At 37.9% G+C, this 23,759-nt stretch carries 23 protein-coding genes and 3 pseudogenes; 19 read left to right on the top strand and 7 right to left on the bottom strand.

The genetic code is table 11. The annotated features are described in order from the left end of the window. Positions 1 to 12 precede the first annotated feature (12 nt). The 3 genes from STRIC_RS08770 (at position 13) to STRIC_RS08780 (ending at position 4,769) form a co-directional block, all read left to right on the top strand. A complete protein-coding gene (locus STRIC_RS08770; RefSeq protein WP_008089880.1) occupies positions 13 to 1,884 on the top strand; it encodes a YSIRK-type signal peptide-containing protein in 1,872 nt (623 codons plus the stop codon). 564 nt (positions 1,885 to 2,448) lie between these two features. Then, on the top strand, positions 2,449 to 3,504 hold the full coding sequence (locus tag STRIC_RS08775; protein ID WP_040832328.1) for a BMP family lipoprotein: 1,056 nt from the start codon (positions 2,449 to 2,451) through the stop codon (positions 3,502 to 3,504). Positions 3,505 to 3,728: 224 nt separating this feature from the next. Next, positions 3,729 to 4,769 (top strand): BMP family lipoprotein, encoded by a 1,041-nt coding sequence (locus STRIC_RS08780; protein ID WP_008090019.1) that lies wholly within the window; start codon positions 3,729 to 3,731, stop codon positions 4,767 to 4,769. Between the two features lie 96 nt (positions 4,770 to 4,865). Here the strand turns inward: STRIC_RS08780 and STRIC_RS08785 are convergent, their stop codons facing one another. After that, positions 4,866 to 5,639, bottom strand: coding sequence for a glycyl-radical enzyme activating protein (locus STRIC_RS08785; RefSeq protein ID WP_008090093.1), 774 nt, complete (start codon positions 5,637 to 5,639; stop codon positions 4,866 to 4,868). Positions 5,640 to 5,765: 126 nt separating this feature from the next. Between STRIC_RS08785 and STRIC_RS08790 the strand changes: the two genes are divergently transcribed. From STRIC_RS08790 to STRIC_RS08820, 7 genes are all read left to right on the top strand, one after another. Next, positions 5,766 to 6,512 (top strand): DeoR/GlpR family DNA-binding transcription regulator, encoded by a 747-nt coding sequence (locus STRIC_RS08790; protein WP_008090134.1) that lies wholly within the window; start codon positions 5,766 to 5,768, stop codon positions 6,510 to 6,512. A 15-nt stretch (positions 6,513 to 6,527) separates the two neighbouring features. Then, a complete protein-coding gene (locus STRIC_RS08795; protein WP_008090130.1) occupies positions 6,528 to 7,505 on the top strand; it encodes a sugar-binding transcriptional regulator in 978 nt (325 codons plus the stop codon). A gap of 226 nt (positions 7,506 to 7,731) precedes the next feature. After that, a complete protein-coding gene (locus STRIC_RS08800; protein ID WP_008090402.1) occupies positions 7,732 to 8,052 on the top strand; it encodes a PTS lactose/cellobiose transporter subunit IIA in 321 nt (106 codons plus the stop codon). A gap of 21 nt (positions 8,053 to 8,073) precedes the next feature. Next, the gene (locus tag STRIC_RS08805) at positions 8,074 to 8,382 is read left to right on the top strand and encodes a PTS sugar transporter subunit IIB (protein ID WP_008090304.1); all 309 of its coding nucleotides are present in this window, start codon (positions 8,074 to 8,076) and stop codon (positions 8,380 to 8,382) included. 9 nt (positions 8,383 to 8,391) lie between these two features. Further along, positions 8,392 to 9,699, top strand: a complete 1,308-nt coding sequence (locus tag STRIC_RS08810) for a PTS sugar transporter subunit IIC (RefSeq protein ID WP_008090419.1) — start codon at positions 8,392 to 8,394, stop codon at positions 9,697 to 9,699. Positions 9,700 to 9,877: 178 nt separating this feature from the next. Next, positions 9,878 to 12,295, top strand: a complete 2,418-nt coding sequence (locus tag STRIC_RS08815; protein ID WP_008089615.1) for a glycyl radical protein — start codon at positions 9,878 to 9,880, stop codon at positions 12,293 to 12,295. 12 nt (positions 12,296 to 12,307) lie between these two features. Further along, a complete protein-coding gene (locus tag STRIC_RS08820) occupies positions 12,308 to 12,976 on the top strand; it encodes a fructose-6-phosphate aldolase (protein WP_008089748.1) in 669 nt (222 codons plus the stop codon). Positions 12,977 to 13,153: 177 nt separating this feature from the next. On the opposite strand, the gene STRIC_RS08825 is transcribed toward STRIC_RS08820, so the two are convergent. Together STRIC_RS08825 and STRIC_RS08830 are read right to left on the bottom strand one after the other, a co-directional pair. Further along, a complete protein-coding gene (locus tag STRIC_RS08825) occupies positions 13,154 to 13,696 on the bottom strand; it encodes a phosphatidylglycerophosphatase A family protein (protein WP_008089872.1) in 543 nt (180 codons plus the stop codon). Between the two features lie 62 nt (positions 13,697 to 13,758). Beyond that, positions 13,759 to 14,013: a hypothetical protein gene (locus STRIC_RS08830; RefSeq protein ID WP_008090070.1), complete on the bottom strand. Its 255-nt coding sequence runs from the start codon at positions 14,011 to 14,013 to the stop codon at positions 13,759 to 13,761. Positions 14,014 to 14,208: 195 nt separating this feature from the next. Between STRIC_RS08830 and STRIC_RS08835 the strand changes: the two genes are divergently transcribed. Beyond that, positions 14,209 to 14,748 (top strand): hypothetical protein, encoded by a 540-nt coding sequence (locus tag STRIC_RS08835; protein ID WP_008089781.1) that lies wholly within the window; start codon positions 14,209 to 14,211, stop codon positions 14,746 to 14,748. 32 nt (positions 14,749 to 14,780) lie between these two features. Next, positions 14,781 to 15,812 carry a S66 family peptidase gene (locus STRIC_RS08840; RefSeq protein WP_008090005.1) on the top strand — a complete coding sequence of 344 codons (1,032 nt, stop codon included), beginning with the start codon at positions 14,781 to 14,783 and terminating at the stop codon, positions 15,810 to 15,812. Here STRIC_RS08840 and STRIC_RS11945 read toward each other — a convergent pair. The 3 genes and pseudogenes from STRIC_RS11945 to STRIC_RS11950 form a co-directional block, all read right to left on the bottom strand. Beyond that, positions 15,796 to 17,280 (bottom strand): annotated as a pseudogene (locus STRIC_RS11945) (IS1182 family transposase). The gene STRIC_RS08840 and the pseudogene STRIC_RS11945 sit on opposite strands and share 17 nt — an antisense overlap. A 126-nt stretch (positions 17,281 to 17,406) precedes the next feature. Continuing rightward, positions 17,407 to 17,907 (bottom strand): GNAT family N-acetyltransferase, encoded by a 501-nt coding sequence (locus STRIC_RS08860; RefSeq protein WP_008090030.1) that lies wholly within the window; start codon positions 17,905 to 17,907, stop codon positions 17,407 to 17,409. Positions 17,908 to 18,000: 93 nt separating this feature from the next. Beyond that, positions 18,001 to 18,862: pseudogene (locus tag STRIC_RS11950) on the bottom strand (IS982 family transposase). A 567-nt stretch (positions 18,863 to 19,429) separates the two neighbouring features. On the opposite strand from STRIC_RS11950, the gene STRIC_RS08870 reads away from it, so the two are divergent. The 6 genes from STRIC_RS08870 (at position 19,430) to STRIC_RS08900 (ending at position 22,000) form a co-directional block, all read left to right on the top strand. Beyond that, complete coding sequence (locus STRIC_RS08870) at positions 19,430 to 19,687, top strand: hypothetical protein (RefSeq protein WP_008089885.1); 258 nt, start codon at positions 19,430 to 19,432, stop codon at positions 19,685 to 19,687. After that, positions 19,677 to 20,048 (top strand): hypothetical protein, encoded by a 372-nt coding sequence (locus tag STRIC_RS08875; protein WP_008089603.1) that lies wholly within the window; start codon positions 19,677 to 19,679, stop codon positions 20,046 to 20,048. Before STRIC_RS08870 ends, STRIC_RS08875 begins: the two co-directional genes overlap by 11 nt. Next, positions 20,032 to 20,379, top strand: coding sequence for a nucleotidyltransferase family protein (locus tag STRIC_RS08880; protein WP_008090308.1), 348 nt, complete (start codon positions 20,032 to 20,034; stop codon positions 20,377 to 20,379). Before STRIC_RS08875 ends, STRIC_RS08880 begins: the two co-directional genes overlap by 17 nt. 4 nt (positions 20,380 to 20,383) lie before the next feature. Then, positions 20,384 to 20,719 (top strand): HepT-like ribonuclease domain-containing protein, encoded by a 336-nt coding sequence (locus tag STRIC_RS08885; RefSeq protein WP_234944209.1) that lies wholly within the window; start codon positions 20,384 to 20,386, stop codon positions 20,717 to 20,719. Between the two features lie 73 nt (positions 20,720 to 20,792). After that, positions 20,793 to 21,050, top strand: a complete 258-nt coding sequence (locus tag STRIC_RS08890) for a hypothetical protein (protein ID WP_008089623.1) — start codon at positions 20,793 to 20,795, stop codon at positions 21,048 to 21,050. Positions 21,051 to 21,673: 623 nt separating this feature from the next. Next, the gene (locus STRIC_RS08900) at positions 21,674 to 22,000 is read left to right on the top strand and encodes a hypothetical protein (protein ID WP_156033613.1); all 327 of its coding nucleotides are present in this window, start codon (positions 21,674 to 21,676) and stop codon (positions 21,998 to 22,000) included. Here the strand turns inward: STRIC_RS08900 and STRIC_RS08905 are convergent. Next, entirely contained in the window at positions 21,974 to 22,387 is a 414-nt protein-coding gene (locus tag STRIC_RS08905; RefSeq protein ID WP_008089821.1) for a DUF6710 family protein, read from the bottom strand. The two genes, STRIC_RS08900 and STRIC_RS08905, sit on opposite strands and share 27 nt — an antisense overlap. 299 nt (positions 22,388 to 22,686) lie before the next feature. On the opposite strand from STRIC_RS08905, the pseudogene STRIC_RS08910 reads away from it, so the two are divergent. Continuing rightward, a pseudogene (locus STRIC_RS08910) lies at positions 22,687 to 23,708 on the top strand (IS30 family transposase). The last annotated feature ends 51 nt before the right edge of the window (positions 23,709 to 23,759 follow it).

Raw genomic sequence — 23,759 nt, forward strand, 5'->3', positions numbered from 1 at the left:
AGAGGAGTTAACATGCGTTTTCAAACAAAGCAAGTTTTCAGTATTCGTAAATTTAGTGTCGGTGTAGCATCCGTATTATTAGGTGCTTTTCTAATAGGGGGACAAGCCTCAGCAGATACTGCAACCATCACAACAACCACCGTAACAACAACAGTTACAACCACCGTAACAACCTCAGTTACCACAATTGAGTGGGGACAAATTGGATTAGGAAATCAACTACCTGAGACAGGACCAGGACTTCATGGCCGTACAGAAAATCTTCCAGGTCTAGAAGGTGGAAATCAGTCAGAAGAAATGACTTTTGAGACTGGTCCACAAATCGACCTTCCTAAATTAGAAGATCAAATGCCTCCAAAAGACAGTCCAAAGTTAGCTGATAAGGCAGAAGAGAAGGGTCATGATGATTCTCAACAAATGTTAGAGTTTCCATCTATCCAAAAAGAATCAGAAGCAGTGACACCAAAAGCAGATGACACAAAAGCTCCTGAATTAAGCGGAACAACATCAGAATTGCCAGGGTTATCAGGTGAGCGTGAGTCTGAAAAACTTCCAGAAGATGCACAAACTGTTCCAGAATTGTCCCACGTTGATCAAGATTCAGAAATCATTGGTCAAGATGAAATCATCCTTCCAAAAGAAGATGTCGAAAAATTGCCTGAATTAAGCGGAACAACACCAAAATTGCCAGGTTTATCAGGTGAACGTGAGGATGACACATTACCAAACAATGCGCCTGTTGTCCCAGAATGGATTAACTGGGAAACAGGCGAAAATATTTTCTTGGAAGAGGAAGAAATCCTTCTAGAAGACGCCAAAAAAGAGACAGAAAAACCAAACTTAGAAATGCCTAAAGTCTCCGATGAAGGCACTCAACAAATGCTAGACTTCCCAACTATTAAGCTTGATCCAAAAGCCGATAGCCAGGAGGAAGAAAAGCTTCCGGAAAATGCACAAACTGTTCCAGAATTGTCCCACGTTGATCAAGAATCTGAAATCATTGGTCAAGATGAAATTATCCTTCCAAAAGAGGATGTTGAGAAACTGCCAGATAATGCCATCATTATTCCAGAATTCACAGATTGGGAAGAAGACGAGCAAACGGAAATGGAAATGCCTAAAGTCTCCGATGAAGGCACTCAACAAATGCTAGACTTCCCAACTATTAAGCTTGATACAAAAACTGATAGCCAAGAGGCAGAAAAACTTCCAGAAGATGCACAAACTGTTCCAGAATTGTCCCACGTTGATCAAGAATCTGAAATCATTGGTCAAGATGAAATTATCCTTCCAAAAGAAGATGTTGAGAAACTTCCAGAACTAAAAGGAACAACACCAGCATTGCCAGGTTTATCAGGTGAGCGTGAGGATGACAAATTGCCAAATGATGCGACTGTTATCCCAGAATGGATCAACTGGGAAACAGGCGAAAACATCTTCTTGGAAGAGGACACTGTTGTCCCAGGAGTGAAAGTACCAAGTCGTCCTAACTTTGGAGGCAGCTGCGCTATCATGACGCCGGAAGATGCTAAAATGTACCAAGATGCTTACTTGGAAGGTTATCGTTTCAGATACTTGGATACACCGTACCCAGTATCTGATAACTGGCCAGAAGTTTACAAAGAAGGTTTTAAAAAGGGTTATATCGATGCTATTGAAGAAATGACTCAGATGAAATCTCAAGAAGAAAAACTTGCCAAGCAAAAAGAAATGGCAGTAGCTCCTATTATTAATGTCAATAGTGTGGCTTACCAGGATGGCTACAACCATGGCTCAAAGGGATGGGCAAAACTTCCATTTACACCCAGTTATAGCCAAGAATATATCAATGATTATAATCTTGGTTACGACGCTGCTATCCAAAATTCTAAATCTACTCGCTAATTAATAAGTAGATACCAATAAAAACTTGAAGAGAAAAAGAGAGAACGTTGTTCTCTCAGACGGTAGACAAACCCCATGTCTTTGTACCAATAGGGTGAGGAGCTTTGCAGGGGATTTACTAAATATCCTATTTCTGCGAGCGATAGCGAGCTTATTGAGACTACTTTCGCCGTGCTGAAAGTGTCTAAAACCCCTTTAATAGAAAGATTTTAGACACTCGGAACTGGCGAGACCTTAGGCTCGACAGTTAGGTATGGAATTCTTATAAGAAGTCGCTACCGTCCGACAGCACCTAAGGAAAGTAGCAAAAAGTGACTTTTTCTTCAAACTGAGAGAGAACGTTGTTCTCTCTTTTATTATGCCTCCTAGACAAAAAGTTGGTTCATATTTGCTAGATTTTGCAAACAATCTTGAAAATAAAGTTCGGTTTTCATAAGAAATAAGGTCTCAATGATAAAAATAATAGGTTTTTAGGGTATTTTTTGGTATACTGAAACTATATTCATTAGAATGTCACACGACTATGACTAAAATAAGTCATTTTAAGAAATAAGCAATTAGGAGATTAATGATGATGACAAAAAAACAATCGCTTCTCTTGGACTTGCGGCTACAGCGCTCTTAGCACTTGGTGCTTGTTCTAACCGCTCCGCTAAAAAAGGGTCAGATTCAGACTTAAAAGTCGCTATGATTACCAACCAAACAGGGATTGATGATAAGTCATTTAACCAGTCTGCTTGGGAAGGCTTAAAAGCTTGGGGTAAAGACAATGACCTTGAAAAAGGAAAAGGGTTTGACTACTTCCAATCAGCCAATGAAGCAGAGTTTACCACCAACCTTGATTCTGCCGTAACAAGTGGGTATAACTTGGTATTTGGGATAGGTTTTCCTTTGCATGATGCTGTTGAAAAAGCTGCAGCAGACAACAAAGACACACATTTTGCTATTGTTGATGATGTGATTGAAGGCAAAGACAATGTAGCAAGCATCACCTTCTCAGATAATGAGGCAGCTTACTTAGCGGGTGTTGCAGCTGCTAAAACCACAAAAACAAAACAAGTTGGTTTTGTTGGCGGTATGGAAGGTGTTGTTGCTAAGCGCTTTGAAAAAGGCTTTGAAGAAGGTGTTAAATCCGTTGATCCTTCTATTAAGGTTAGAGTCACTTATGCTGGTTCCTTTGCAGATGCAGCTAAAGGCAAAACCATTGCTGCAGCGCAATATGCTGAAGGTGCCGATGTGATTTATCAGGCAGCAGGTGGAACAGGTGCAGGCGTCTTCAATGAAGCTAAGTCAGTTAACGAAACAAGAAACGAAGCTGATAAAGTTTGGGTTATCGGTGTTGACCGTGACCAAATGTCAGAAGGAGACTATACTTCAAAAGATGGTAAGAAATCTAACTTTGTCTTGACATCAAGTATTAAAGAAGTTGGTCAAGCCTTACGTAAAGTGGCTGATAAAACGGCTAAAGGACAATTTCCTGGTGGTAAGGTGACAACCTTTGGCCTCAAAGAAGGTGGGGTTAACCTAACAACTAAGGGTCTGCCAGAAGATGTCAAAGAAGCTGTTGAAGCGGCTAAAAAAGACATCATTGATGGAAAAACAAGTGTACCAGAAAAATAAGTTGGTTTAGAAAAAGAGAAATCGAGAAATCGGTTTCTTTTTCTCTTTCTTGAAATTGAAAGCGATAACGTTCGTCTTTTAGCTTGAAAAGTCAAATTTTTTGAAAAAAGAGTATGATAAGTTTGTTTTTTTGTTATACTAGGTTTTCATTTCTTAACCATTTTGTTTTTGAAATGAAACTAAAGGAAATTAAGATATATATTATTTAGGAGGTTCGTTTTTCAATGAACAAAAAATTAGTGTCACTAGGTCTTGCGTCTACTTTGTTGTTAACTTTGGGTGCTTGTTCTAACCGTTCGCAAAAATCAAATGAAGCCAAATTGAAAGTGGCTATGGTTACAGACCAAGGTGGTATTGATGATAAATCATTTAACCAATCGGCATGGGAAGGTCTTCAAGCTTGGGGTAAATCTCAAGGTCTTAAAAAAGGTTCTGGATTTGATTATTTTCAAACGTCAAGTGAGTCAGAATACATGACAAACTTAGACACTGCTGCAACTAGTGGTTACAACCTTATCTTTGGTATTGGTTTTGGTTTAAGAGACAGCATTGAAAAAGCAGCCTCAGAAAACACAGATACACACTATGCTATTGTGGATGATGTTATCGAAGGAAAAGATAACGTGGCAGGCGTAACTTTTGCGGATAATGAAGCGGCATACCTTGCAGGCGTAGCAGCTGCTAAAACCACTCAATCAAAACAAATCGGTTTTGTTGGTGGTATGGAAGGTGTTGTTGTTAAGCGTTTTGAAGAAGGTTTCAAAGCAGGCGTGACTTCTGTAGACCCAAGCATTAAAGTATCAGTTGCTTATGCAGGTTCATTTGCAGATGCTGCTAAAGGAAAAACAATCGCTGCAGTTCAATATGCTAATGGCGCAGATGTCATCTATCAAGCAGCTGGTGGTACTGGAGCAGGTGTCTTTAACGAGGCTAAATCTGTTAATGAAAACCGTAATGCTTCTGACAAAGTTTGGGTTATCGGTGTTGACCGTGACCAAGAGCCAGAAGGCAACTACACTTCTAAAGATGGTAAAAAAGAAAATTTTGTCTTGACATCAAGTATTAAAGAAGTTGGTCAAGCCCTTAATAAGATTGCTACAGCAGCTGATTTAGGTAAATTCCCAGGAGGTAAAATCACAACCTTTGGTCTTAAAGAAGGCGGTGTTAACTTAACGAGCGATAAATTACCAAAAGAGGTTAAAAAAGCTGTTGAAGATGCTAAAAAAGCCATCGTATATGGTAAAATCACTGTTCCAGAAAAATAATCTAATGGATTAAGTGGTTAAGGTTTTTCCTTCAATCAAATAAAACTAAAAAAGCGATAGCGTCCTTTAAGGAGCGCTGTCGCTTTTTAGCTGTTTTTAAAAATAACAATGAATCTGGTGCTGTAAAAAAATCTCCTGATAAGCTTTAAGGTCTTCAGGATGATAAGCTTTGACATCTGCCACTTGGTAGTCCCTCTTCAAGAGTTTGTACTTGTTTTCGCCAAATTGATGAAAGGGCAGCAGCTGAACGTCCTTGATATTAAGCTTAAGAAAGAGTTGAGAAAAAGCTTTAGCATCCGCTAGGGAATCGTTGAAGTTAGGAATAACGGGGATACGCAGAACAATTTCTTTACCAGATTGAAAGGCATACTGGATATTTTGGATAATCACATTGTTATTGACACCAGTTGTTTTTCGGTGTTTAAGTGTTTCATAATGTTTTAAGTCGGTATAGATAAAATCAACATAGTTAATGAGTTGGACAAACTGTTCATGCTTGGCAAAGGCAGTGGTTTCGATAGCAGTATGTAACCCTTGCTTTTTGGCTTCTTTTAAAAGGGCTAGTGCGAAGTCAAACTGGGCGAAGAGTTCACCTCCTGATAAGGTCATGCCACCACCGGATTCCTCATAAAAATCACGGTCTTTAAGGACTTCTTCCATAACTTCAGAGACGCTCTTTTCTTGGCCAACGATTTCGGTTTTGCAGCCATCAGCACTCAGCATTTCCTCAGGAGCTTTTTGTTGTGATTCAGGATTGGCACACCAAGGGCAGCGTAAAGGACATCCTTTTAAGAAGACAGTGGTTCTGATACCTGGACCGTCATGGATACTGAAATGTTGAATGTTAAAGACGATGCCACGCTCTGTCATAAGCAAGTCCTCTCTTTCTTTATAGGCTAATGATATCAAATAAACGTAAATAAATCAATTACGAATGAAAGCTATTTTATCTTTTCAATTGTGAAGATAACTGATACAATAAGTGAGAGGCATCTTATGAATCGTTTAGAAAAAATCATACAATTAGTTTCGCAAGAAAAGAAAATAGATGTTAACAGCTTATCCCAGCTTTTGGGCGTGTCAAAAGTGACTATTCGTAAGGATTTAGACAAGTTAGAAGGAAAAGGACTCTTACGACGTGAGCATGGTTATGCTGTTTTAAACAGCGGGGATGATCTGAATGTCCGCTTATCCTATCAGTACAATATCAAAAAGAGTATCGCTCAAAAGGCTGCTGAATTGGTACAAGATAATGATACGATTATGATTGAGTCAGGGTCTACCTGTGCCATTTTGGCGGAGGTACTTTGCCAAAGTAAGCGTAACATCAAAATTATCACTAATTCTTGCTTTATTGCCAATTATCTTCAACACTATAACAGCTGTCAGATTATTTTACTAGGAGGTTACTACCAGCCCAACTCAGAAGTGACAGTTGGTCCTCTTTTAAAAGAAATGATTGCTTTGTTTCGTGTTGACCGTGTCTTTATTGGCACAGATGGCTTTGACCCTCACTATGGTTTCATGGGTAAGGACTTAATGCGATCTGAAGTCGTTCGCTATATGGCGGATGCTTCAGACGAATTGGTGATTTTGACAGATTCTAGTAAATTTGCAAAAACCAGTCTGGTGCATCAAATGTCCTTGGAACGTGTCAATCGTGTGATTACGGATAAAGGCTTAGACAAAGAGCACGAAGCGCTTTTGAAGCAGCACAACATTAACATTGATTTTGTTTCTTAGAAAATAGGGGTTAGGATGAAGGAAGAATGCAGACGATTGCTGGCCAAGGTGGCTTATTTGCATTATGTTCAGGGCAAGAGTCAGACAGAAATATCAAATGAAATGGCCATTTACCGCACTACCATTTGCCGTATGTTGGCCAAGGCTAGATCAGAAGGTATCGTTCGAATCGAGATTGCTGGTTATGATGCCAATTTATTTGCTCTTGAAGAATACGTTCGTCAAAAATATGGTCTGGAAAAAATTGATATTGTGGCTAATCAAATGGAAGACAGTGCAGACGATACTTTAGTCAAGGTAGCTAAAACAGCCGCAGAATTATTAAGGCAGACCATTAAAGATGGCGATAAGGTCGGCCTTTCTTGGGGAGCTACCCTATCTCGGGTGATTGATTATTTAGACCCTAAGACCCTAAAGGACACCATCATCTGCCCTTTGGCAGGGGGTCCAAGTCATATCAATGCTAAATTTCATGTTAATACTCTGATTTATCGCTTAGCGCGAATTGTACATGGTAATAGTTCTTTTATTAGCGCAATGGTGGTGCAAGAAGATAAAGGGTTAACCAAAGGCATTTTACAGTCTAAATATTTCCAAGAAACCCTAGATTATTGGAATCATTTGGACTTGGCGCTTGTGGGCATTGGTGGAGAGCCAAATGGACAACAAGAGAGTCAGTGGCGTGACTTGTTGACAGAGCAAGATTACCAGCAACTCAAAAATGAGGAAGCCGTAGGAGAAGTTTGCTGTCGCTTCTTTGATCAAGAAGGACACGGTGTGTATCAAGATTTACAGGATAGAACAATAGGCATTAGCTTGGAACAACTGAGAAGGGTTCCCAAAACAATTGCAGTAGCAACTGGTCAAGCAAAAGCAAAAGCCATTTTAGCTGCTTTGAAGGCAGGTTTTATCAACTATTTGGTAACCGATAAGGATACCATAATGGCGGTTCTTGAACTTGAAAAAGATCAAGAGTTTTCTGAATTTACTTAAAAGCAAAACCAGAGAAGAGTCCCCAATGTGTTGGGGCTTTTTCTTTTAGTAAAATTATCGAAAAATGTACCTTTGTTCGCTATCAAAAAACTGGCACTTTATGTATTGACGCAAGAAAGGAAGATGATAAAATGAGGTTATCAAAGAAATGTAAACGATCACAAACGTAAGGGATATTGCTTTTCAAAGGAAAGTCTCTTAGGAAAATGAGAAAAGGAGCCTAACTATGGAACTAATCGTCGCGGATCAAATCATTATGGGATTGATTTTAAATGCGGGGGATGCCAAACAACACATCTATCAAGCCTTAAAATGGGCAAAAAGAAAAGACTATGAAGCCAGTCAAAAAGAAATGGCCTTGGCTGATACGGCCTTATTAGAAGCTCATAATTTGCAGACCCAATTTTTAGCACAAGAAGCTAGTGGCAAAAAATCAGAAATCACAGCTTTGTTTGTGCATTCTCAGGATCATTTGATGACGACCATTACCGAAATCAATTTGATAAAAGAAATTATTAGTCTACGTCAAGAATTAGCTGAAAAATAAAATATAAAAAAGGAGATACTTATGATGAAGATTGGATTGTTTTGTGCCGCAGGTTTTTCAACAGGTATGCTTGTCAACAATATGAAAGTAGCCGCAGAAAAAGCAGGTTTGGATTGCCAAATTGAAGCCTATTCCCAAGGAAAACTGGCTGATTATGCTCCTCAATTAGATGTAGCCCTCTTAGGCCCTCAAGTCGCTTATACCTTAGACCAATCACAGGCCATTTGCCAAGAGCATGGTATTCCTATTGCCGTTATTCCAATGGCTGATTACGGCATGTTAGATGGAAAGAAAGTACTTGATTTAGCGCTCAAACTTGTCAACGAATAGGAGAATATCATGTCAACCATGTCTGTTCAAAAAATCATCACTCCAATCATGAAATTTGTTAATAGTCGCCCTATTATCGCACTGAAAGATGGCATGCTAGCTATTTTGCCTTTAACAGTAGTGGGAAGTCTCTTTTTGATTGCTGGTCAAATTCCTTTTCAAGGGGTAAATGATGCGATTGCCAGTCTTTTTGGTGCTGACTGGACGGAACCTTTTATGCAAGTTTATCATGGGACCTTCGCTATTATGGGCTTGATTTCTTGCTTTTCCATTGCTTATTCTTATGCTAAAAATGCTGGGGTAGAACCTTTGCCAGCAGGCGTTCTTTCCTTATCAGCCTTCTTTATTTTGATGCGGTCTTCCTATGTTCCTCTAGTGGGAGAGCCTATCGGTGATGCTTTGAATAAAGTTTGGTTTGGTGGGCAAGGGATTATAGGTGCCATTATTATTGGTCTGGTAGTTGGTGCTATTTACACAACTTTTATTTACCGCCATTTAGTCCTTAAAATGCCTGAGCAAGTCCCACAAGCCATCGCCAAACAATTTGAAGCCATGATTCCAGCTTTTGCTATCTTTATCTTATCCATGATTGTTTACCTTGTGGCTAAGCAATTGACAGGCGGGGGTACTTTTATTGAACTGATTTATTCTGTTATTCAAGTGCCATTACAAGGCTTGACAGGATCACTTTATGGAGCTATTGGTATCGCCTTTTTCATCTCTTTCTTATGGTGGTTTGGTGTTCATGGTCAATCTGTGGTCAATGGTATTATGACAGCCTTGTTGCTCTCTAATTTGGATGCCAATAAAGCCCTTCTTGCAGCGGGTGATTTGTCCTTAGATAAAGGGGCGCATATTGTTACTCAGCAATTCTTGGATAGCTTCCTTATTTTATCTGGTTCTGGAATTACCTTTGGTTTGGTTGTGGCCATGCTTTTTGCAGCCAAATCAAAACAGTATAAAGCTCTCGGAAAAGTGGCGGCCTTTCCAGCTATCTTTAACGTTAATGAACCGGTTGTCTTTGGTTTTCCAATTGTTATGAATCCCCTGATGTTTTTACCATTTATCTTAGTGCCAGTCTTAGCAGCTCTATTAGTCTATGGTGCCATAGCCTTTGGCTTTATGCAGCCTTTTTCTGGAGTCACTTTGCCGTGGTCTACACCAGCTATTATCTCAGGATTTATGGTAGCCGGTTGGCAAGGCGCTTTAATTCAGTTGTTGATTTTAGTCATGTCGACAGTTATCTATTTCCCATTCTTTAGAATTCAAGATAAGATGGCTTATCAAAGTGAGCTTACTCAGCAAGAATTATCATAATGCTCTTAAACCATCTCAGACGAGGTGGTTTTAAGGCTGCGGTATGAGGTTTGCACAATAGTGCAAGTGAACTTGACTTTTAAGAAATGCCTCCATAAGCTCAAAAAAGTAAAGAGATATGGTAAAATAATTACGAAAGAAACATTTTTATTTTCGTAAGAAAATAAGGAGATAAAAGATGACAGAAAGTAAAAGCTCTTATTTTGGGTCACTAACCCCACGAATGAACAGCTATCGTGAAGCTGTTTTAGAAAAGAAACCCTATATTGATGCAGAGCGCGCTATCCTAGCAACGCAAGCCTATCAGAAGCATCAGAATAAGCCAGCTAATTTAAAACGAGCCTACATGCTGCAAACCATTTTGGAAAACATGACCCTCTACATTGAAGAAGAGAGTCTGATTGCTGGTAACAAAGCGTCCTCCAATAAGGCTGCGCCTATTTTTCCAGAGTATACTTTAGAATTTGTTCTCAATGAGTTGGATCTGTTTGAAAAGCGTGACGGGGATGTTTTCTACATTACAGAAGAGACCAAGGAGCAATTACGGTCCATAGCACCTTTCTGGGAAAACAATAACCTACGAGCCCGCGCTGGCGCCCTCCTTCCAACAGAGGTGGATGTCTACATGGAAACAGGCTTCTTTGGCATGGAAGGCAAGATGAATTCTGGTGATGCCCATCTGGCTGTCAACTATCAAAAATTGCTTGAGTTTGGGCTTAAAGGGTTTGAAGAAAGAGCGCGTGAAGCAAAGGCTGCGCTTGATTTGACGATTCCTGAGAATATTGATAAATACCATTTTTATGATGCAGTCTTTATAGTAATTGATGCGGTCAAAACCTACGCCAAACGTTATGCTGATTTAGCAAGAAAAATGGCTAAGACGGCTAGTCCAGAACGGCAAGCTGAGCTACTTGAAATTTCCCGTATCTGTGATAAGGTGCCTTATGAACCAGCCCAGACCTTCGCAGAAGCGGTCCAATCTGTTTGGTTTATCCAGTGTGTTCTCCAAATCGAATCTAATGGACATTCTTTATCTTATGGTCGTTTTGACCAGTACATGTATCCTTATGTCAAGGCTGACTTGGAAGCCGGCCGTGAGACAGAAGATAGTATTGTTGAGCGCTTGACTAACCTTTGGATTAAGACCCTAACCATTAACAAGGTACGCAGTCAAGCCCACACCTTCTCTTCAGCAGGAAGCCCCCTTTATCAAAACGTAACCATCGGTGGTCAAACCAGAGATAAAAAAGATGCTGTTAACCCTCTGTCTTATCTGGTTTTACGAAGCGTGGCTCAAACGAAACTCCCTCAACCTAACTTGACGGTTCGTTACCACAAGGGCTTAGATAATCACTTTATGAATGAGTGTATCGAAGTCATGAAGCTTGGGTTTGGGATGCCAGCTATGAATAATGATGAAATTATCATTCCTTCCTTTATCAAAAAGGGTGTTTTGGAAGAAGATGCCTACGATTATTCAGCTATTGGTTGTGTGGAAACTGCTGTTCCAGGTAAATGGGGCTACCGTTGTACGGGGATGAGCTACATCAATTTCCCTAAAATTCTCTTGATTACCATGAATGATGGCATTGATCCCGCCTCAGGTAAACGCTTTGCGACGGGACATGGTCATTTTAAAGACATGACCTCCTATGCTCAATTGAAAGAGGCTTGGTATGCTACCCTTCGTGAAATCACTCGAATGAGTGTTATCGTGGAAAATGCCATTGACTTAGGCCTTGAACGTGAGGTACCAGATATCTTATGTTCGGCTCTGACAGATGATTGTATCGGCCGTGGCAAGACCTTGAAAGAAGGCGGAGCGGTTTACGATTATATCTCTGGCTTACAAGTGGGTATTGCCAACCTGTCAGATTCCTTAGCTGCCCTTAAAAAATTGGTCTTTGAAGAAGGACGCTTAAGTCCAGAAGCATTGTGGCATGCTCTTGAAACTGATTTTGCTGGTGAAGAGGGTGAAGCCATTCGCCAAATGCTGATTCATGAGGCACCAAAATATGGTAATGATGATGATTATGCCAATCATTTGGTGGTGGAAGCTTATGAAACATATATTGATGAAATCGCCAAATACCCTAATACCCGCTATGGCCGAGGCCCAATTGGAGGTATTCGCTATTCAGGAACCTCTTCTATCTCTGCCAATGTCGGTCAAGGCAAAGGGACTTTAGCTACACCAGACGGCCGTCATGCAGGAACCCCACTAGCTGAGGGCTGTTCTCCAGAACATAGCATGGACAAGAAAGGTCCGACCTCTGTTTTGAAATCGGTTTCTAAGTTGCCAACAGAAGAAATTGTTGGAGGGGTCTTACTGAATCAAAAAGTCAATCCACAAACCTTGGCTAAAGAAGAAGATAAGATGAAGTTGATGGCCTTACTGCGTACCTTCTTTAATCGCCTACATGGCTACCATATTCAGTATAACGTTGTCTCTCGTGATACCCTAATCGATGCCCAAAAACATCCTGAAAAACATAGGGATCTTATCGTTCGTGTCGCAGGTTATTCAGCCTTCTTCAATGTCTTGTCAAAAGCAACCCAAGACGATATTATCGAGAGAACAGAACACACATTTTAAGAGGAAAATACCATGGAATATATGTTAGACACTTTAGATATTGAGGCCATTAAAAAATGGCATCGTGTGCTCCCCTTAGCAGGGGTGACATCAAACCCTACCATTGCCAAAAAAGAAGGAGATATTGATTTTTTTGAGCGAATCAAAGAGGTTCGTGCTATTATTGGTGATCAAGCTTCGATTCATGTGCAAGTGGTGGCTCAAGATTATGAAGGGATTTTAAAAGATGCGGCGGCTATTCGTCAAGCTTGTGGCGATAGTATCTACGTCAAAGTGCCGGTTACTACTGAAGGCTTAGCAGCTATCAAGACCCTAAAAGCAGAAGGCTATCGTATTACGGCAACTGCTATCTACACGACTTTTCAAGGCTTATTAGCCATTGAGGCTGGTGCGGATTATCTGGCGCCTTACTATAATCGTATGGAAAATTTAGATATCAATGCTGAGGAAGTCATTGGTCAGTTGGCAGCGGCAATTGAGCGTGATTTTTCTGACAGTAAGATCTTAGCAGCTAGCTTTAAAAATGTGGGCCAAGTAACTAAGGCCTTTGCTCAGGGAGCTCAAGCTATTACAGCAGGACCAGATGTCTTTGAAGCAGCCTTTGCCATGCCCTCCATTCAAAAAGCAGTGGATGATTTTGGCAAGGACTGGGAAGCCATTCATCATAAGTCCAGTATCTAAACAAGCTTTCCCCTTTTAGAAAGATAAACAAAGAGTGCCTGATCTCCTTAGACTAGGCACTTTTTAATAGTGATGATGGTTATTATCCTTTTTGGCTTTGCTGAAACATAGCGAATGACAAAAAAACAGCTTCTTAGCTTAATAGCACTAAAGATCAAAAAAAAGCAGAACGGCTCATTAGAGCTTCTGCTTTTTAAGTTCTTCAAAAGGTTGTTGTTGGTTAGTAATAGCACTCTTAGCAGGGTCATTGTGAGCAATACGACTGGCTGCAGCTGCTGCAATAGCGCTGACAATATCATCTAAGAAGGTATGACAGGAGTGTCCATCTTTGGTATTGAGGGTTTCAACTATGCCTGGCTTAGTCTTATCGAGATAACCATAGTTGGTAAAGCCTATAGATCCGTAAAGGTTAACGATAGATAAAGCCATGATTTCATCAATACCATAAAGTCCCTCATCTTTTTTGAGAATAGTCAGTAAGGGTTGACTTAATTGGTTTGATTCAGCGAGTTTATCGAGCTCTATACCTGTGATGATGGCATTTTGCACCTCGCGTTTTTCAAGGACAGCTTTAACACTGTCTAAACATTCTTCAAGTGTCAGATGGGGAATGTACTTGTTTTGTAAAAACAAGACTAATTCTGCCATGTCTGTTAAACTAACACCTCTTTCTTGGAGGAGGTGATAAGAGACTTGTCGTAGTTCTTGATCGTTGGTCATAAAACATCTCCTTTTCTAAGTTTCTTTGCAAAATGACTAGAATCTGTTAGTGATCTGATTTTTTACTTTTTATAGTTCATGCCAATAATCATTCCAAGTAAGAGACCGATGGATAATCCGAGAGACAGATTGTCAAAGACAATACCCAAAGAGCTTCCAATACACATGCCAATTGTCATACCCTCAGACATAAAATCGTCTGCTTGAGCCTTCTTTTGGCGGCGAGCTCTTTCTTGCTTAGTTTTAGCGCTATAGATGGCATAAACTGCTAGTAGACTGACTATTAGTAGTGGTAGGATAATTCTGATGATTTCCATAGCCTTCTCCTTAATAAGGGGTAATTTCCCCTTTCCTTTGTAATAATGATTATATCAATTTTTTCTTACTTAAGCTCTTTAGAAGTGGACCTACTCCTAGAAAAGCCATAAATGCTTTTACAAAAGATAGGAAAGCGATTACAATAATCTTAAGGTAAACAAAGACTTTTAATGTGAACAAAATGGAGGTTTGTGATGACAAAGAAGACCTGGTATGTGATTGGGTTATCCTTAATCCTATTAGTGGGATTAGGTGGTACTTGGGCTTATCAGAATCATCTGCAGATGCGGCAAAAAGAAGAGAGACAGTGGCGACAGCCCATTTTCTCTAAAAAAACCATTAAGCTACCAAGTCCTCAACTAATGTCTGCTAAAGAAACCTTTGAAAAAGATGGTAAGACCTATCAAATCCTGTCAAAGACCTTACCTAAAGATGCGGGGCACCTGTATTTTTATTGTCACGTTAGTCCTAACAAAGAGGGATTGACCATTGATAAGGTGGAAACCCTTGCTTATGCGGCAGGGAAACAGGCGCTATCAGATTTGATACCATATACCTTTACAAAAGGAGATAGCCGTATCCATTTTACCGTCAATGGTCATCTAGTTGCTCTTACAGGGTCTCCTGTTCTCAAAGAAAATCACAGTTTAGATTCTCAGGTGGGGCAAATCAATGTTAGTCAGCAGAATCCTGAACCTAAAATTGTGAGTGACCTCCTAATTCTTGTGTTATGATAGGACAATCATAACTTAAAGGAGCTTGTGCGATGATTAAAAAAGTGGCTATTGTGAGCTTATCTAGTGGGATGCTGGGAGAAGACTTTATCCAGCATGAGTTAGACTTGGGTCTTAAGCGTCTTGAGGCTCTTGGCTTAGAGGTTAGTTTTACCCCAAATGCTTTAAAGGGCATTGATTACTTGAAGGAGCATCCAGAAGCTAGGGCTTCAGATCTGATTGCAGCTTTTGAAGATCCATCAGTAGATATGATTTTATGTGCTATCGGTGGTGATGATACTCATCGCCTGTCTCCCTACCTCTTTGATCATGAGGCTTTGAAGAAGGTGGTTAAGCAAAAAGTCTTTCTTGGTTTTTCAGATACTACTATTAACCATTTGATGTTACACCAGTTGGGAATCAAGACCTTTTATGGGCAATCTTTCCTGGCCGATGTCTGTGAATTGGAATCCGACAGATTGCCCTACAGTCGTGCCTACTTTGAGGAATTGGTGACAAGTGGACAGATTTTAGAAATCAAACCTAGTCCCTATTGGTATGAGGAGCGTAAGGATTTTAGTGCTAAAGCTCTAGGAACCAAACGTGTCCGTCATTTGAATCGTGGTTTTGAGCTCTTAAAAGGCTCCCCTACCTTTAGCGGTGAGATTTTGGGAGGCTACTTGGAATCTCTCTATCAACTTTTTGATCATTCATGCTATGACGATAGTGTGGCTATAGCTAGGAAATACCAGCTCTTTCCCTCTTTAGCCGATTTGACAGGTAAGATTCTTTTGTTGGAAATAAGTGAAGAAAAACCAGACCCTCTCTTATTTGAGCAAATGCTCAAAACACTAAAAGAAACCGGCATTTTTTCGGTGATTTCAGGGCTTTTGGTGGGGAAACCTATAGATGAGACCCATAAAGAAAGCTATCGGGAAATCCTATTGAAGGTGGTGGATACCGATATTCCAATCCTATACAACTTGAATGTGGGACATGCCACACCAAGAGCTATTGTACCATTTGGCGTGATGGCAGAAGTAGATGCCGAGGCTTCCGTCATTCGTTTTAAGATTGATTCATAAAAAAACCTCTGCCTATAGTGGCAGAGGTTTCAGATTGAAGACAAACTGGTCTAAACCTCCAGTTTGTCTTTTCTTTTACTATCATTATGATGATTTGCCTCATTTTGGCAACTTTCAGGCAAAGAAATAAGGCTATTCCAGCCATCCATTTGCTGTATTTTTCAGATTTAAACACGCTAAAGTAAGCCCAAGGGTTGCCCCCATTTTGGACTTTCCTTTAATCTCGTATAGCGTAAGTTATGGTATTCTTTAGCTGTCCCAAACAAGCGTTCAATAGTCTCTTTACGCTGTTGATAACGCTCTTTCATCCCTAGTTGGTGTCGGATGTCTTCGCAGACTTCTAAGTCATCTTTCCATAAATGACGTGTGATGACTTTTTGGTGGTTCTTCGACTGGGTACAAACTGATAAAAGAGCACAAGTCTGACAAATAGCTGGACCGCTTTTATACTCACGGTAACCGTCTCGATTAGTCGTTGAATAGTGCAAAGGTTGGTTTTCTGGACAAAGATAGACATCATAATACTCATCATAGATAAATTCTTTTGGCCGAAGCAGGTCCTTTTTACTATGAGGTCTTGTATAGGGAAAAACTGGTATGACACCTAGAGTTAATAAGTAATGAGCGATGCTTGGGGTTTTATAACCAGAATCAGCAATGAGATAGTGAGAGTTCAATGCTTTAATCTTGTCAAAGAGTTCAGGAAATGCCTGACTATCATGGACATCTCCAGCGTGAATACTATACCCCAATGCCCAACCATGTTTATCACAAGCAACTTGAGCGTTATAAGCGAAGACTTGTTTATGCTCTCCTTTATGAAACCAACCACTATCAGGGTCTGTTGTAGACATTTTCTTACTTGCGGGCTCTTTCTCTTTGGCGAGCCTTAAGGACTTTTTCCGTGTTTCTCCCTATCTTTGGCAATTTCCTTCTCCAATTGGTCACTCATAAATTTAGCTTGTGCCTCAACTTCCTGGTTGATGTATTTGTGATGATTAGCAGCTGCCTTGATATGAGTCCCATCCACAAAGATTTCGGTAGGATCAATCAAACCAGCATTGAGGCAGAGACCTAGAATATGAGAAAAGATGGCTTCAATGACTTGTTTATCTTGGAAACGACGGCTGTAGTTCTTGCCGTATGTTGTGAAATGAGGCGCCTTATCTTCTAGAATCAAGCCAAGAAACCAGCGGTAAGCTAAATTGACTTCAATTTCTTTGATAGTTTGACGCATAGAACGAATGCCAAACAGACATTGAATCATAGGAATCTTAATCAACATAACGGGATCCAAACTAGGACGACCATTATCAGCACAATAACTATCTTCAACTAAGTCATAAATAAATGAGAAATCAATGGCTTGGTCAATTTGACGTAAGAGATGGTCTTTAGGGACCAACTCATCTAAGCTATAAAAGCCAACTTGATTACGATTTTAGTTCGGATTTTCTTTGTGGAACATAGAGAGACCTCCTAGAGATTCTTGTCTTTATTATAACTCTTAGCGAACAAAAAAGCTCTAGAAATTCATTTTTATAGGGCTTTGTCTTCAATCTGAGCCTTTGATTATCAAAGGCTTTTTTATCTTTTAAACTAAACGAGAATATTTATTTTTGGTTCCCTCGTTCTCATCTATCCAGTTAGGAATAACTTCTTGTAACTTAAAGCCATGCTTTAGATAGAAGGGTATACCCCTCGTGTTGCCTGTCGTAACATAAACTTCTTGACGACTAATTAGATAGTTTTCAATTTGATACTCAGTTAAAAAGTCAAGTAATGCACTACCAATTCCTATCCCTTTGAGATCGGGCTTGACATATAAAACGTAGATAAAACCAACCTCATTGTCACATGTCCCTCCAATACATCCAAGGATATCATTCCCATCATAAGCAACTATATAACCATACCAGTCCTTAGATGATTCTTTACATTCTTCAGTAATCCGCTCAACATTATAAAAGTCATCTATTACTTTGGAAATATACTCATTAGAATATAGTTGAGCGTATGCTTTTTTCCAAGCTTGTGAACAAATATCAGAAATAGCTTGCGCATCTTCAATAGCTGCAAATCTAACTTTTATCATAAAATCTCCTCTAATTGCATTTATTAGTACTTTTGTTTTTGAATAGACTTCTGAAATTTTCTGTTAGTAATATATAGAAATATACCCATGGTGCTAGTTAATTTCAAAATATCTCAAATTGTAAGCTAGTATGATTTGTTCAATCCTCAATTGCAGCCCTGTCATGCCCCTATCCAGTGTTCGTTCCATATCAAAAAGGGAACAAAGTTCTGAAAATCTAGTCTCAATGGTTCGTCTCATAGCCATTAGTTTCCAATGATTATGCTGTTTAGCCCCTTCCATATTTTGACGCAAGGGAGTCCAGAGGTGATAGCCATTTTGCTTCAACTCATCTTTCAGCTCACGGTTAAGGTAACCTAAGTCTGCTAAAATGACGGATTGTTCACACCTTTCTAGCAACTCGTAAACTGCCTTAATATCATGAACAGAGGCTGGGCTGACAACATAATTCAGAATGTAGCCTGATAAGGTCACTAGCATGTGAACCTTAAAACCGTAAAACCACATATGTTTAGAGGCGGTGTAACCAATATTAGCTATCCCATTGAAAAGTCTGACCCTGTGGTTACGAATAGATTGACAAAGTGGCAAGGAAAGCTGTCTATAATACAATGGTATTGGGAGAAATTTGAGTGTTCATTGCCTGACGAATCACTTGAACCAGCCAAATCAACTGTCTTGCACGCCTATTAAAGCGACTTCTTTCTAGTAATGTACCGCAGGGAAATAGCTGACAAATCCTATAAAAGTGACGTTGTGATTTAATACCTAGTTCAGCTTGTAATAGCAGTAAAACTAGAAGAGATTGGTCTGAAACTTTGGACAGACAGACGTTACGACGGTGTTTGAAGTCTTCCGGACAATAATCCTGATAAAACTGAGAACAAATTTTTGATAATTGACGCATATTCCATTGTAAGTGATGGGATTTAGCTGTATACTGTAAGTGGCTCATTTGGACTAACCTCCTGTTTGTGTAGGCACTTACAGTATAGTCCTTTTGGGCTTTTTATTGTATTTTGAGATTAACTAGCACCACGGGTTAAATATATTTTATCATTCATTTGATAGGGAAACAAGTAAAGTTCAGACTTCAAAAGTACACTAAGGTTTATGTTAGTTAGCCTGTGTAAAGCAAAAAACTAAAACTACTACTCTGCAAGGAGTGTTGCCAGCGATTACTAAAAACGTAGTGAGACGGATTAGGTATGGTGCTGTAGGTGGTGTGTGAGACTAGAAATAGTTTTGCTAATGGATAAGGTGAACTTATTCGAATAATTAAGGCTTATTTGTTTTGTCTTGATTAAATATGCGAAGATACGAGCATACATTTAATTTTGTTTATTCTAAGAAATTGAAAAATGATCTTTATTAATTTAGGGGTCATTTTTTATTTTTGAAAAGGGTACTAATTGATAGTATCTTTTTTTGAGATATGTTTATTGTAAAATCGTGATTTATTTCATGGTTTTTTTATTTTGTTAATTATTAAAAAAAGGGGGGGATTAAGAGGAAAATATAGATGAAAAAAGAAAAAGACTTTTTTAGTAAACTGGAAAAAGCGAGAAAAAAACAAGAAGAATTAGATGATTTGATTAATGAAATATTTAATATATTTGATTTTGACTTATCAGAAATTCCTTTTGCATCTACAAATGCTACTAATCTAGAGGAGGCAATTTCATGCTATATCCTTTATGGAGAGAAACCTATTACAGGAGATATTTCAGATTTTTGGAAATTTGCTAAAGGGTATGAGGATTTTCATAATGAATATTAAATCGAAATGGTTGTTATTATTTTCATTACTAGTTATTAGTGTTGGTTTATTTATTTTAGATAATAGAAGTTATTTAACTCAAAAAGATTATAGGGATAATATAAAAGACACTAGAGTTAATTTAGTCTTTTATAAAAAGGGCTGTCCATATTGTAAAGCAGGTAAGGGTGAAGTTATAAAACAATTAAGAAAAAGTAAAGTAAGAACGTATTTTATTGATGTTGAAACAGAAAAAGGAATTAATATTGCTAGAAGTTATCTGAAATATAAACTTTTTGTAGAAATGAAATTTAGTTTACTAACCATGGTATGTTATAATAGTAGAAAAGGAGGGGTAGAAAATTATGGTTTATACAATTGAAGAAATAAAAGAAAAGATTCAGCCAATAGCTGAAAAGTATGAGTTGCCAGTAGTTTATCTCTTTGGATCATATGCCAGGAATGAAGCTGATGAAGATAGTGATATTGACTTAGCTATCTCAGTAAAAAATTTGGATATTACAGGTTTTGAGTTATTAGACTTAGAAGATGAGGTAAAAAGTCAATTTAATATACCTGTTGATTTTCTGATTGTAGAAGATATTGAGATGGGGAAATCTCCAATTGCATTACAAGTTAAAAAGAATTTTGAACAAGAAAAGGTAAGATTATATGAGACAGGAACAGTTAGAAAGAGATTATTATTTTCTTAAGCAGATGGTTTACTATTGTGAACAAACATTTGCGAGAATTGAATTTGCTAAGAGATCCCAGCTATCAATTAATGATGAGATGGTTATTGATTCTTTGGCAATGAATCTAGGTCAAATTGGTGAGCAGTTAGATTCTAGTAAGTTATCTGAGGAGTTAAGAGAAAAATATACGGATATCCCTTGGAGAAAAATAAAAGATTTTAGGAACTTAGCTTATCATAATTACGGAGCAATTAGGATACAAGTACTTTTAAGGATTATTGAAAATGAATTACCCATTTTACTTGATCAATTGTCATCAGTTTTGAGTGATGTGGAACGGAAGTTATCTAATCGTTAATAAAAAAAGAAGTCATGATTAAGTTCAAGACTTCTTTTTGTTTTATAAAAATAGTATTGTAGGAGAAAATAATATGAATTTAGAATTGCAAAAGTTAGGTTTTGTTGAAGTAATTTATCATGGTACTGGTGAAATGTGTTTTCAAAAAAGAACTAGAGGTCGTTTTATACACGAATTTAATATTTTTCCTGATGGAGAATTGATTATTAATTTTTATAAAAGCAGTGGGAGTATTACAATTTCAGATGATGAAGTTCTTTGTAATCGTAATCTCTTGCATAATGAAGCAAAAGACTTATTACTAGAATTAAGAAAGATTGGGTATTATTAATGAAACCAAATATTAAATTAAGTAAAATAAATAAAAAAATATTGGGTTATGTATTATTGATTAGTACGCTTTTATTAGTATTATTAGTGATTTGCTTTTTAATTTCCATTCACGAAAACTTACCTTTTTTAAAGGTATTTTTATTTGGGTTATTGATTTGGGTTATTGATTTGGGTTATTGATTTGGATTATTGATTTGGATTATTGATTTGGATTATTGATTTGGATTATTGATTTGGATTATTGTTGGAATTATTTTTGGGTTAATTGATTTTTCAATGAAGTTAATATTTAGTTAGTTTATGAATATATTAGACAGAAGTTAAGTTTTAGAAAGTTAGTAAAAATATTAAAAAATAGAAGCTACAATAATTATGTTTCTTTATTTTTTAAGGAAGATGAAAACACTCTGTTATTCGTTAAAAATGGTAAGAAATATAACAGATGTTTTTTGGTTAAGTTATCTTCTTATGACCTTGGTGTCATAAAATCGTATTTTATAGATGGTGATTTCATTATTTATAGTGGTATTGTGAAGTCACCATTGTTCAATTTATATTAGATAATAAAAGAAAGTGGTAGTCTATTGAGTTTTGGGATATAGATTAAAATAGGTATAAGTAATGGAGATCAAAGATAGAATAAGGGTTAAATTGGTTATATATTGCCTAATTGAAATAAGAGAATTTGTGTTGTCTCAATATACTAGTGAACTTATGGAAAAAATCAATAAAAAATTAGGTGATAGAGATGGGCATGGGATGTTATTGTTAACTTTAAGGAACTTGTTACCTTTTAAGGAATCCATATCAATTATTGTAGATGAAATATTTAAGAGTTTAGTAAATGATGCTAGGCATGTTAATGATAGTAAGGAATTATTCGTTTTTGCTGATGAAATGATACCTAATTATATTAATAAATTAAGATATTTGATTTTGGAAGAGTAATCTACTGATTTCATAAATATAGCCTAAGTTTTCGTGAAATAAAGGATTTGGTTTAAGTGTTTTTCCACAAGTTAAATGATTTAATGTGTTTGTTTTTGGATCATAATAGATTTCTTGAAACCAGTGAGAAATATCATAAGTATTAAAGTTCTCAATATGGTTGTTATTTTCATACAAAGCAACATTAGAACTATGATTTCCATTATATATAATAATTAAGTTCAGTGATTTGAAAAATTCTGCTCTCTTGTCGTCATCTGGTTGGAATGTGTTATTTATAAGTTCTCCGATTGTATAAAAATTATCTAGTAGTTTTTTTTGACTCCATAGTGTTGTTACAGTTGGAAAGAGGTTTATATTTAGAGTATTTGTTTCATTATCAATCATTTTAATAGAGAAATTTTTATTACAGTGGTTACAGAAAAGTTCTGTTGGAAAAATATCGTATGCTCCTCCAAAGTTCGATAAATGATCTGCATTTTCGCCCTTTAATATACGTAGAGTGGTATTTTTTTTGAAGTTCTAAGGTTAATATTTTTTTGAATTTGAGTGAGATTGCTTTTAGTTCTTCTTGAGAAAGTTCTTTATTTTTCAGGAATCCCGCGTTGTAAAATGAAGTGCAACAAAAAAGACATGTTCGTCTGATATACTAGAATTCCCCAATTCAGTATGGAAAGCAGATGAACATGTCCAACATTAATTCTACCAGAAAATCATCCTATTCTCATCTTTCAGCCACAGAACGGGGTGAAATTGCTGCTTATCTTAAAATGGGAAAGAAACCCGCTGAGATTGCTCGACTCTTGGGTCGTCACCGTTCTACAATCTGCCGAGAAATAAAACGTGGTTCAGTAGAACAGGTAAAGGATAAGAATGGAAAACAAACCTTCTTCAACGCCTATTTCGCTGATAGTGGGCAACGTGTCTATGAAACCAATCGTCAAAAGAGTTCTTATCTCAAGTTGAATGACTGCTCCGCTAGGTTCATTGAACAATTAGAATCTGCCTTGACGGCTAACATTCGTCTCCATAGTGTGGATAGTTTTGTTCAGACTTACAAAGTGAACCATCCTGAAGAAGTCGTCCCCTCTACCAAAACGATTTATCGTTATATCAAAGAGGGGGTATTAGCTATTAAACCAATCGATTTGCCTAAGATGGTTAGTATCAGAAAACGTTCTAAGAAAGTCATGAAGACGAATAAGAAGACTTTAGGTAAATCTATCGAAGAACGTCCAGAATATATTAATGATCGTTCTGAATTTGGGCATTGGGAGATTGATTTGGTTCTCGGCAAGAAAACCAAAGGTGAAGCTGTTATGTTGACTTTGGTAGAGCGCCAGACACGCTATGCACTAGGAGTTAAGCTAGAAGACAAGCAGTCCCAAACCATTAACCGTGCTGTCACGCATCTCATCAGTCAGTATCCTATTGCATCCATCACAGCGGATAATGGTTCTGAGTTTAGTTTACTCTCAAACTTAGAAGCTGTTGAAGTTTACTTTGCACATCCCTATTCTTCACATGAGAGAGGAAAAACGAGAACTTCAATGGCCTCCTCAGAGAATATGTCCCTAAAGGAGTCTCACTTAATCCACTAACCTCTGAAGAACTTGACAATTATATTACTGCCATCAATGAGCGCCCAAGACGACTTCTTCAATATCAATCCTCAAAATTCCTGTTTGAGCTATCCCGAACAGCTTAACATCTGGAACTCTAGTTATCTATGAACTGGTTGCACTTGACTTGACAACTT

Source organism: Streptococcus ictaluri 707-05 (genome assembly GCF_000188015.2).
GTDB classification, from domain to species: domain Bacteria; phylum Bacillota; class Bacilli; order Lactobacillales; family Streptococcaceae; genus Streptococcus; species Streptococcus ictaluri.

Coding starts and splice junctions, on each gene's coding strand:
- STRIC_RS08770 (WP_008089880.1), top strand. CDS start 13: ATGCGTTTTCAAACAAAGCAAGTTTTCAGTATTCGTAAATTTAGTGTC.
- STRIC_RS08780 (WP_008090019.1), top strand. CDS start 3,729: ATGAACAAAAAATTAGTGTCACTAGGTCTTGCGTCTACTTTGTTGTTA.
- STRIC_RS08785 (WP_008090093.1), bottom strand. CDS start 5,639: ATGACAGAGCGTGGCATCGTCTTTAACATTCAACATTTCAGTATCCAT.
- STRIC_RS08790 (WP_008090134.1), top strand. CDS start 5,766: ATGAATCGTTTAGAAAAAATCATACAATTAGTTTCGCAAGAAAAGAAA.
- STRIC_RS08795 (WP_008090130.1), top strand. CDS start 6,528: ATGAAGGAAGAATGCAGACGATTGCTGGCCAAGGTGGCTTATTTGCAT.
- STRIC_RS08800 (WP_008090402.1), top strand. CDS start 7,732: ATGGAACTAATCGTCGCGGATCAAATCATTATGGGATTGATTTTAAAT.
- STRIC_RS08805 (WP_008090304.1), top strand. CDS start 8,074: ATGATGAAGATTGGATTGTTTTGTGCCGCAGGTTTTTCAACAGGTATG.
- STRIC_RS08810 (WP_008090419.1), top strand. CDS start 8,392: ATGTCAACCATGTCTGTTCAAAAAATCATCACTCCAATCATGAAATTT.
- STRIC_RS08815 (WP_008089615.1), top strand. CDS start 9,878: ATGACAGAAAGTAAAAGCTCTTATTTTGGGTCACTAACCCCACGAATG.
- STRIC_RS08820 (WP_008089748.1), top strand. CDS start 12,308: ATGGAATATATGTTAGACACTTTAGATATTGAGGCCATTAAAAAATGG.
- STRIC_RS08825 (WP_008089872.1), bottom strand. CDS start 13,696: ATGACCAACGATCAAGAACTACGACAAGTCTCTTATCACCTCCTCCAA.
- STRIC_RS08830 (WP_008090070.1), bottom strand. CDS start 14,013: ATGGAAATCATCAGAATTATCCTACCACTACTAATAGTCAGTCTACTA.
- STRIC_RS08835 (WP_008089781.1), top strand. CDS start 14,209: ATGACAAAGAAGACCTGGTATGTGATTGGGTTATCCTTAATCCTATTA.
- STRIC_RS08840 (WP_008090005.1), top strand. CDS start 14,781: ATGATTAAAAAAGTGGCTATTGTGAGCTTATCTAGTGGGATGCTGGGA.
- STRIC_RS08860 (WP_008090030.1), bottom strand. CDS start 17,907: ATGATAAAAGTTAGATTTGCAGCTATTGAAGATGCGCAAGCTATTTCT.
- STRIC_RS08870 (WP_008089885.1), top strand. CDS start 19,430: ATGAAAAAAGAAAAAGACTTTTTTAGTAAACTGGAAAAAGCGAGAAAA.
- STRIC_RS08875 (WP_008089603.1), top strand. CDS start 19,677: ATGAATATTAAATCGAAATGGTTGTTATTATTTTCATTACTAGTTATT.
- STRIC_RS08880 (WP_008090308.1), top strand. CDS start 20,032: ATGGTTTATACAATTGAAGAAATAAAAGAAAAGATTCAGCCAATAGCT.
- STRIC_RS08885 (WP_234944209.1), top strand. CDS start 20,384: ATGGTTTACTATTGTGAACAAACATTTGCGAGAATTGAATTTGCTAAG.
- STRIC_RS08890 (WP_008089623.1), top strand. CDS start 20,793: ATGAATTTAGAATTGCAAAAGTTAGGTTTTGTTGAAGTAATTTATCAT.
- STRIC_RS08900 (WP_156033613.1), top strand. CDS start 21,674: ATGGAGATCAAAGATAGAATAAGGGTTAAATTGGTTATATATTGCCTA.
- STRIC_RS08905 (WP_008089821.1), bottom strand. CDS start 22,387: ATGATTGATAATGAAACAAATACTCTAAATATAAACCTCTTTCCAACT.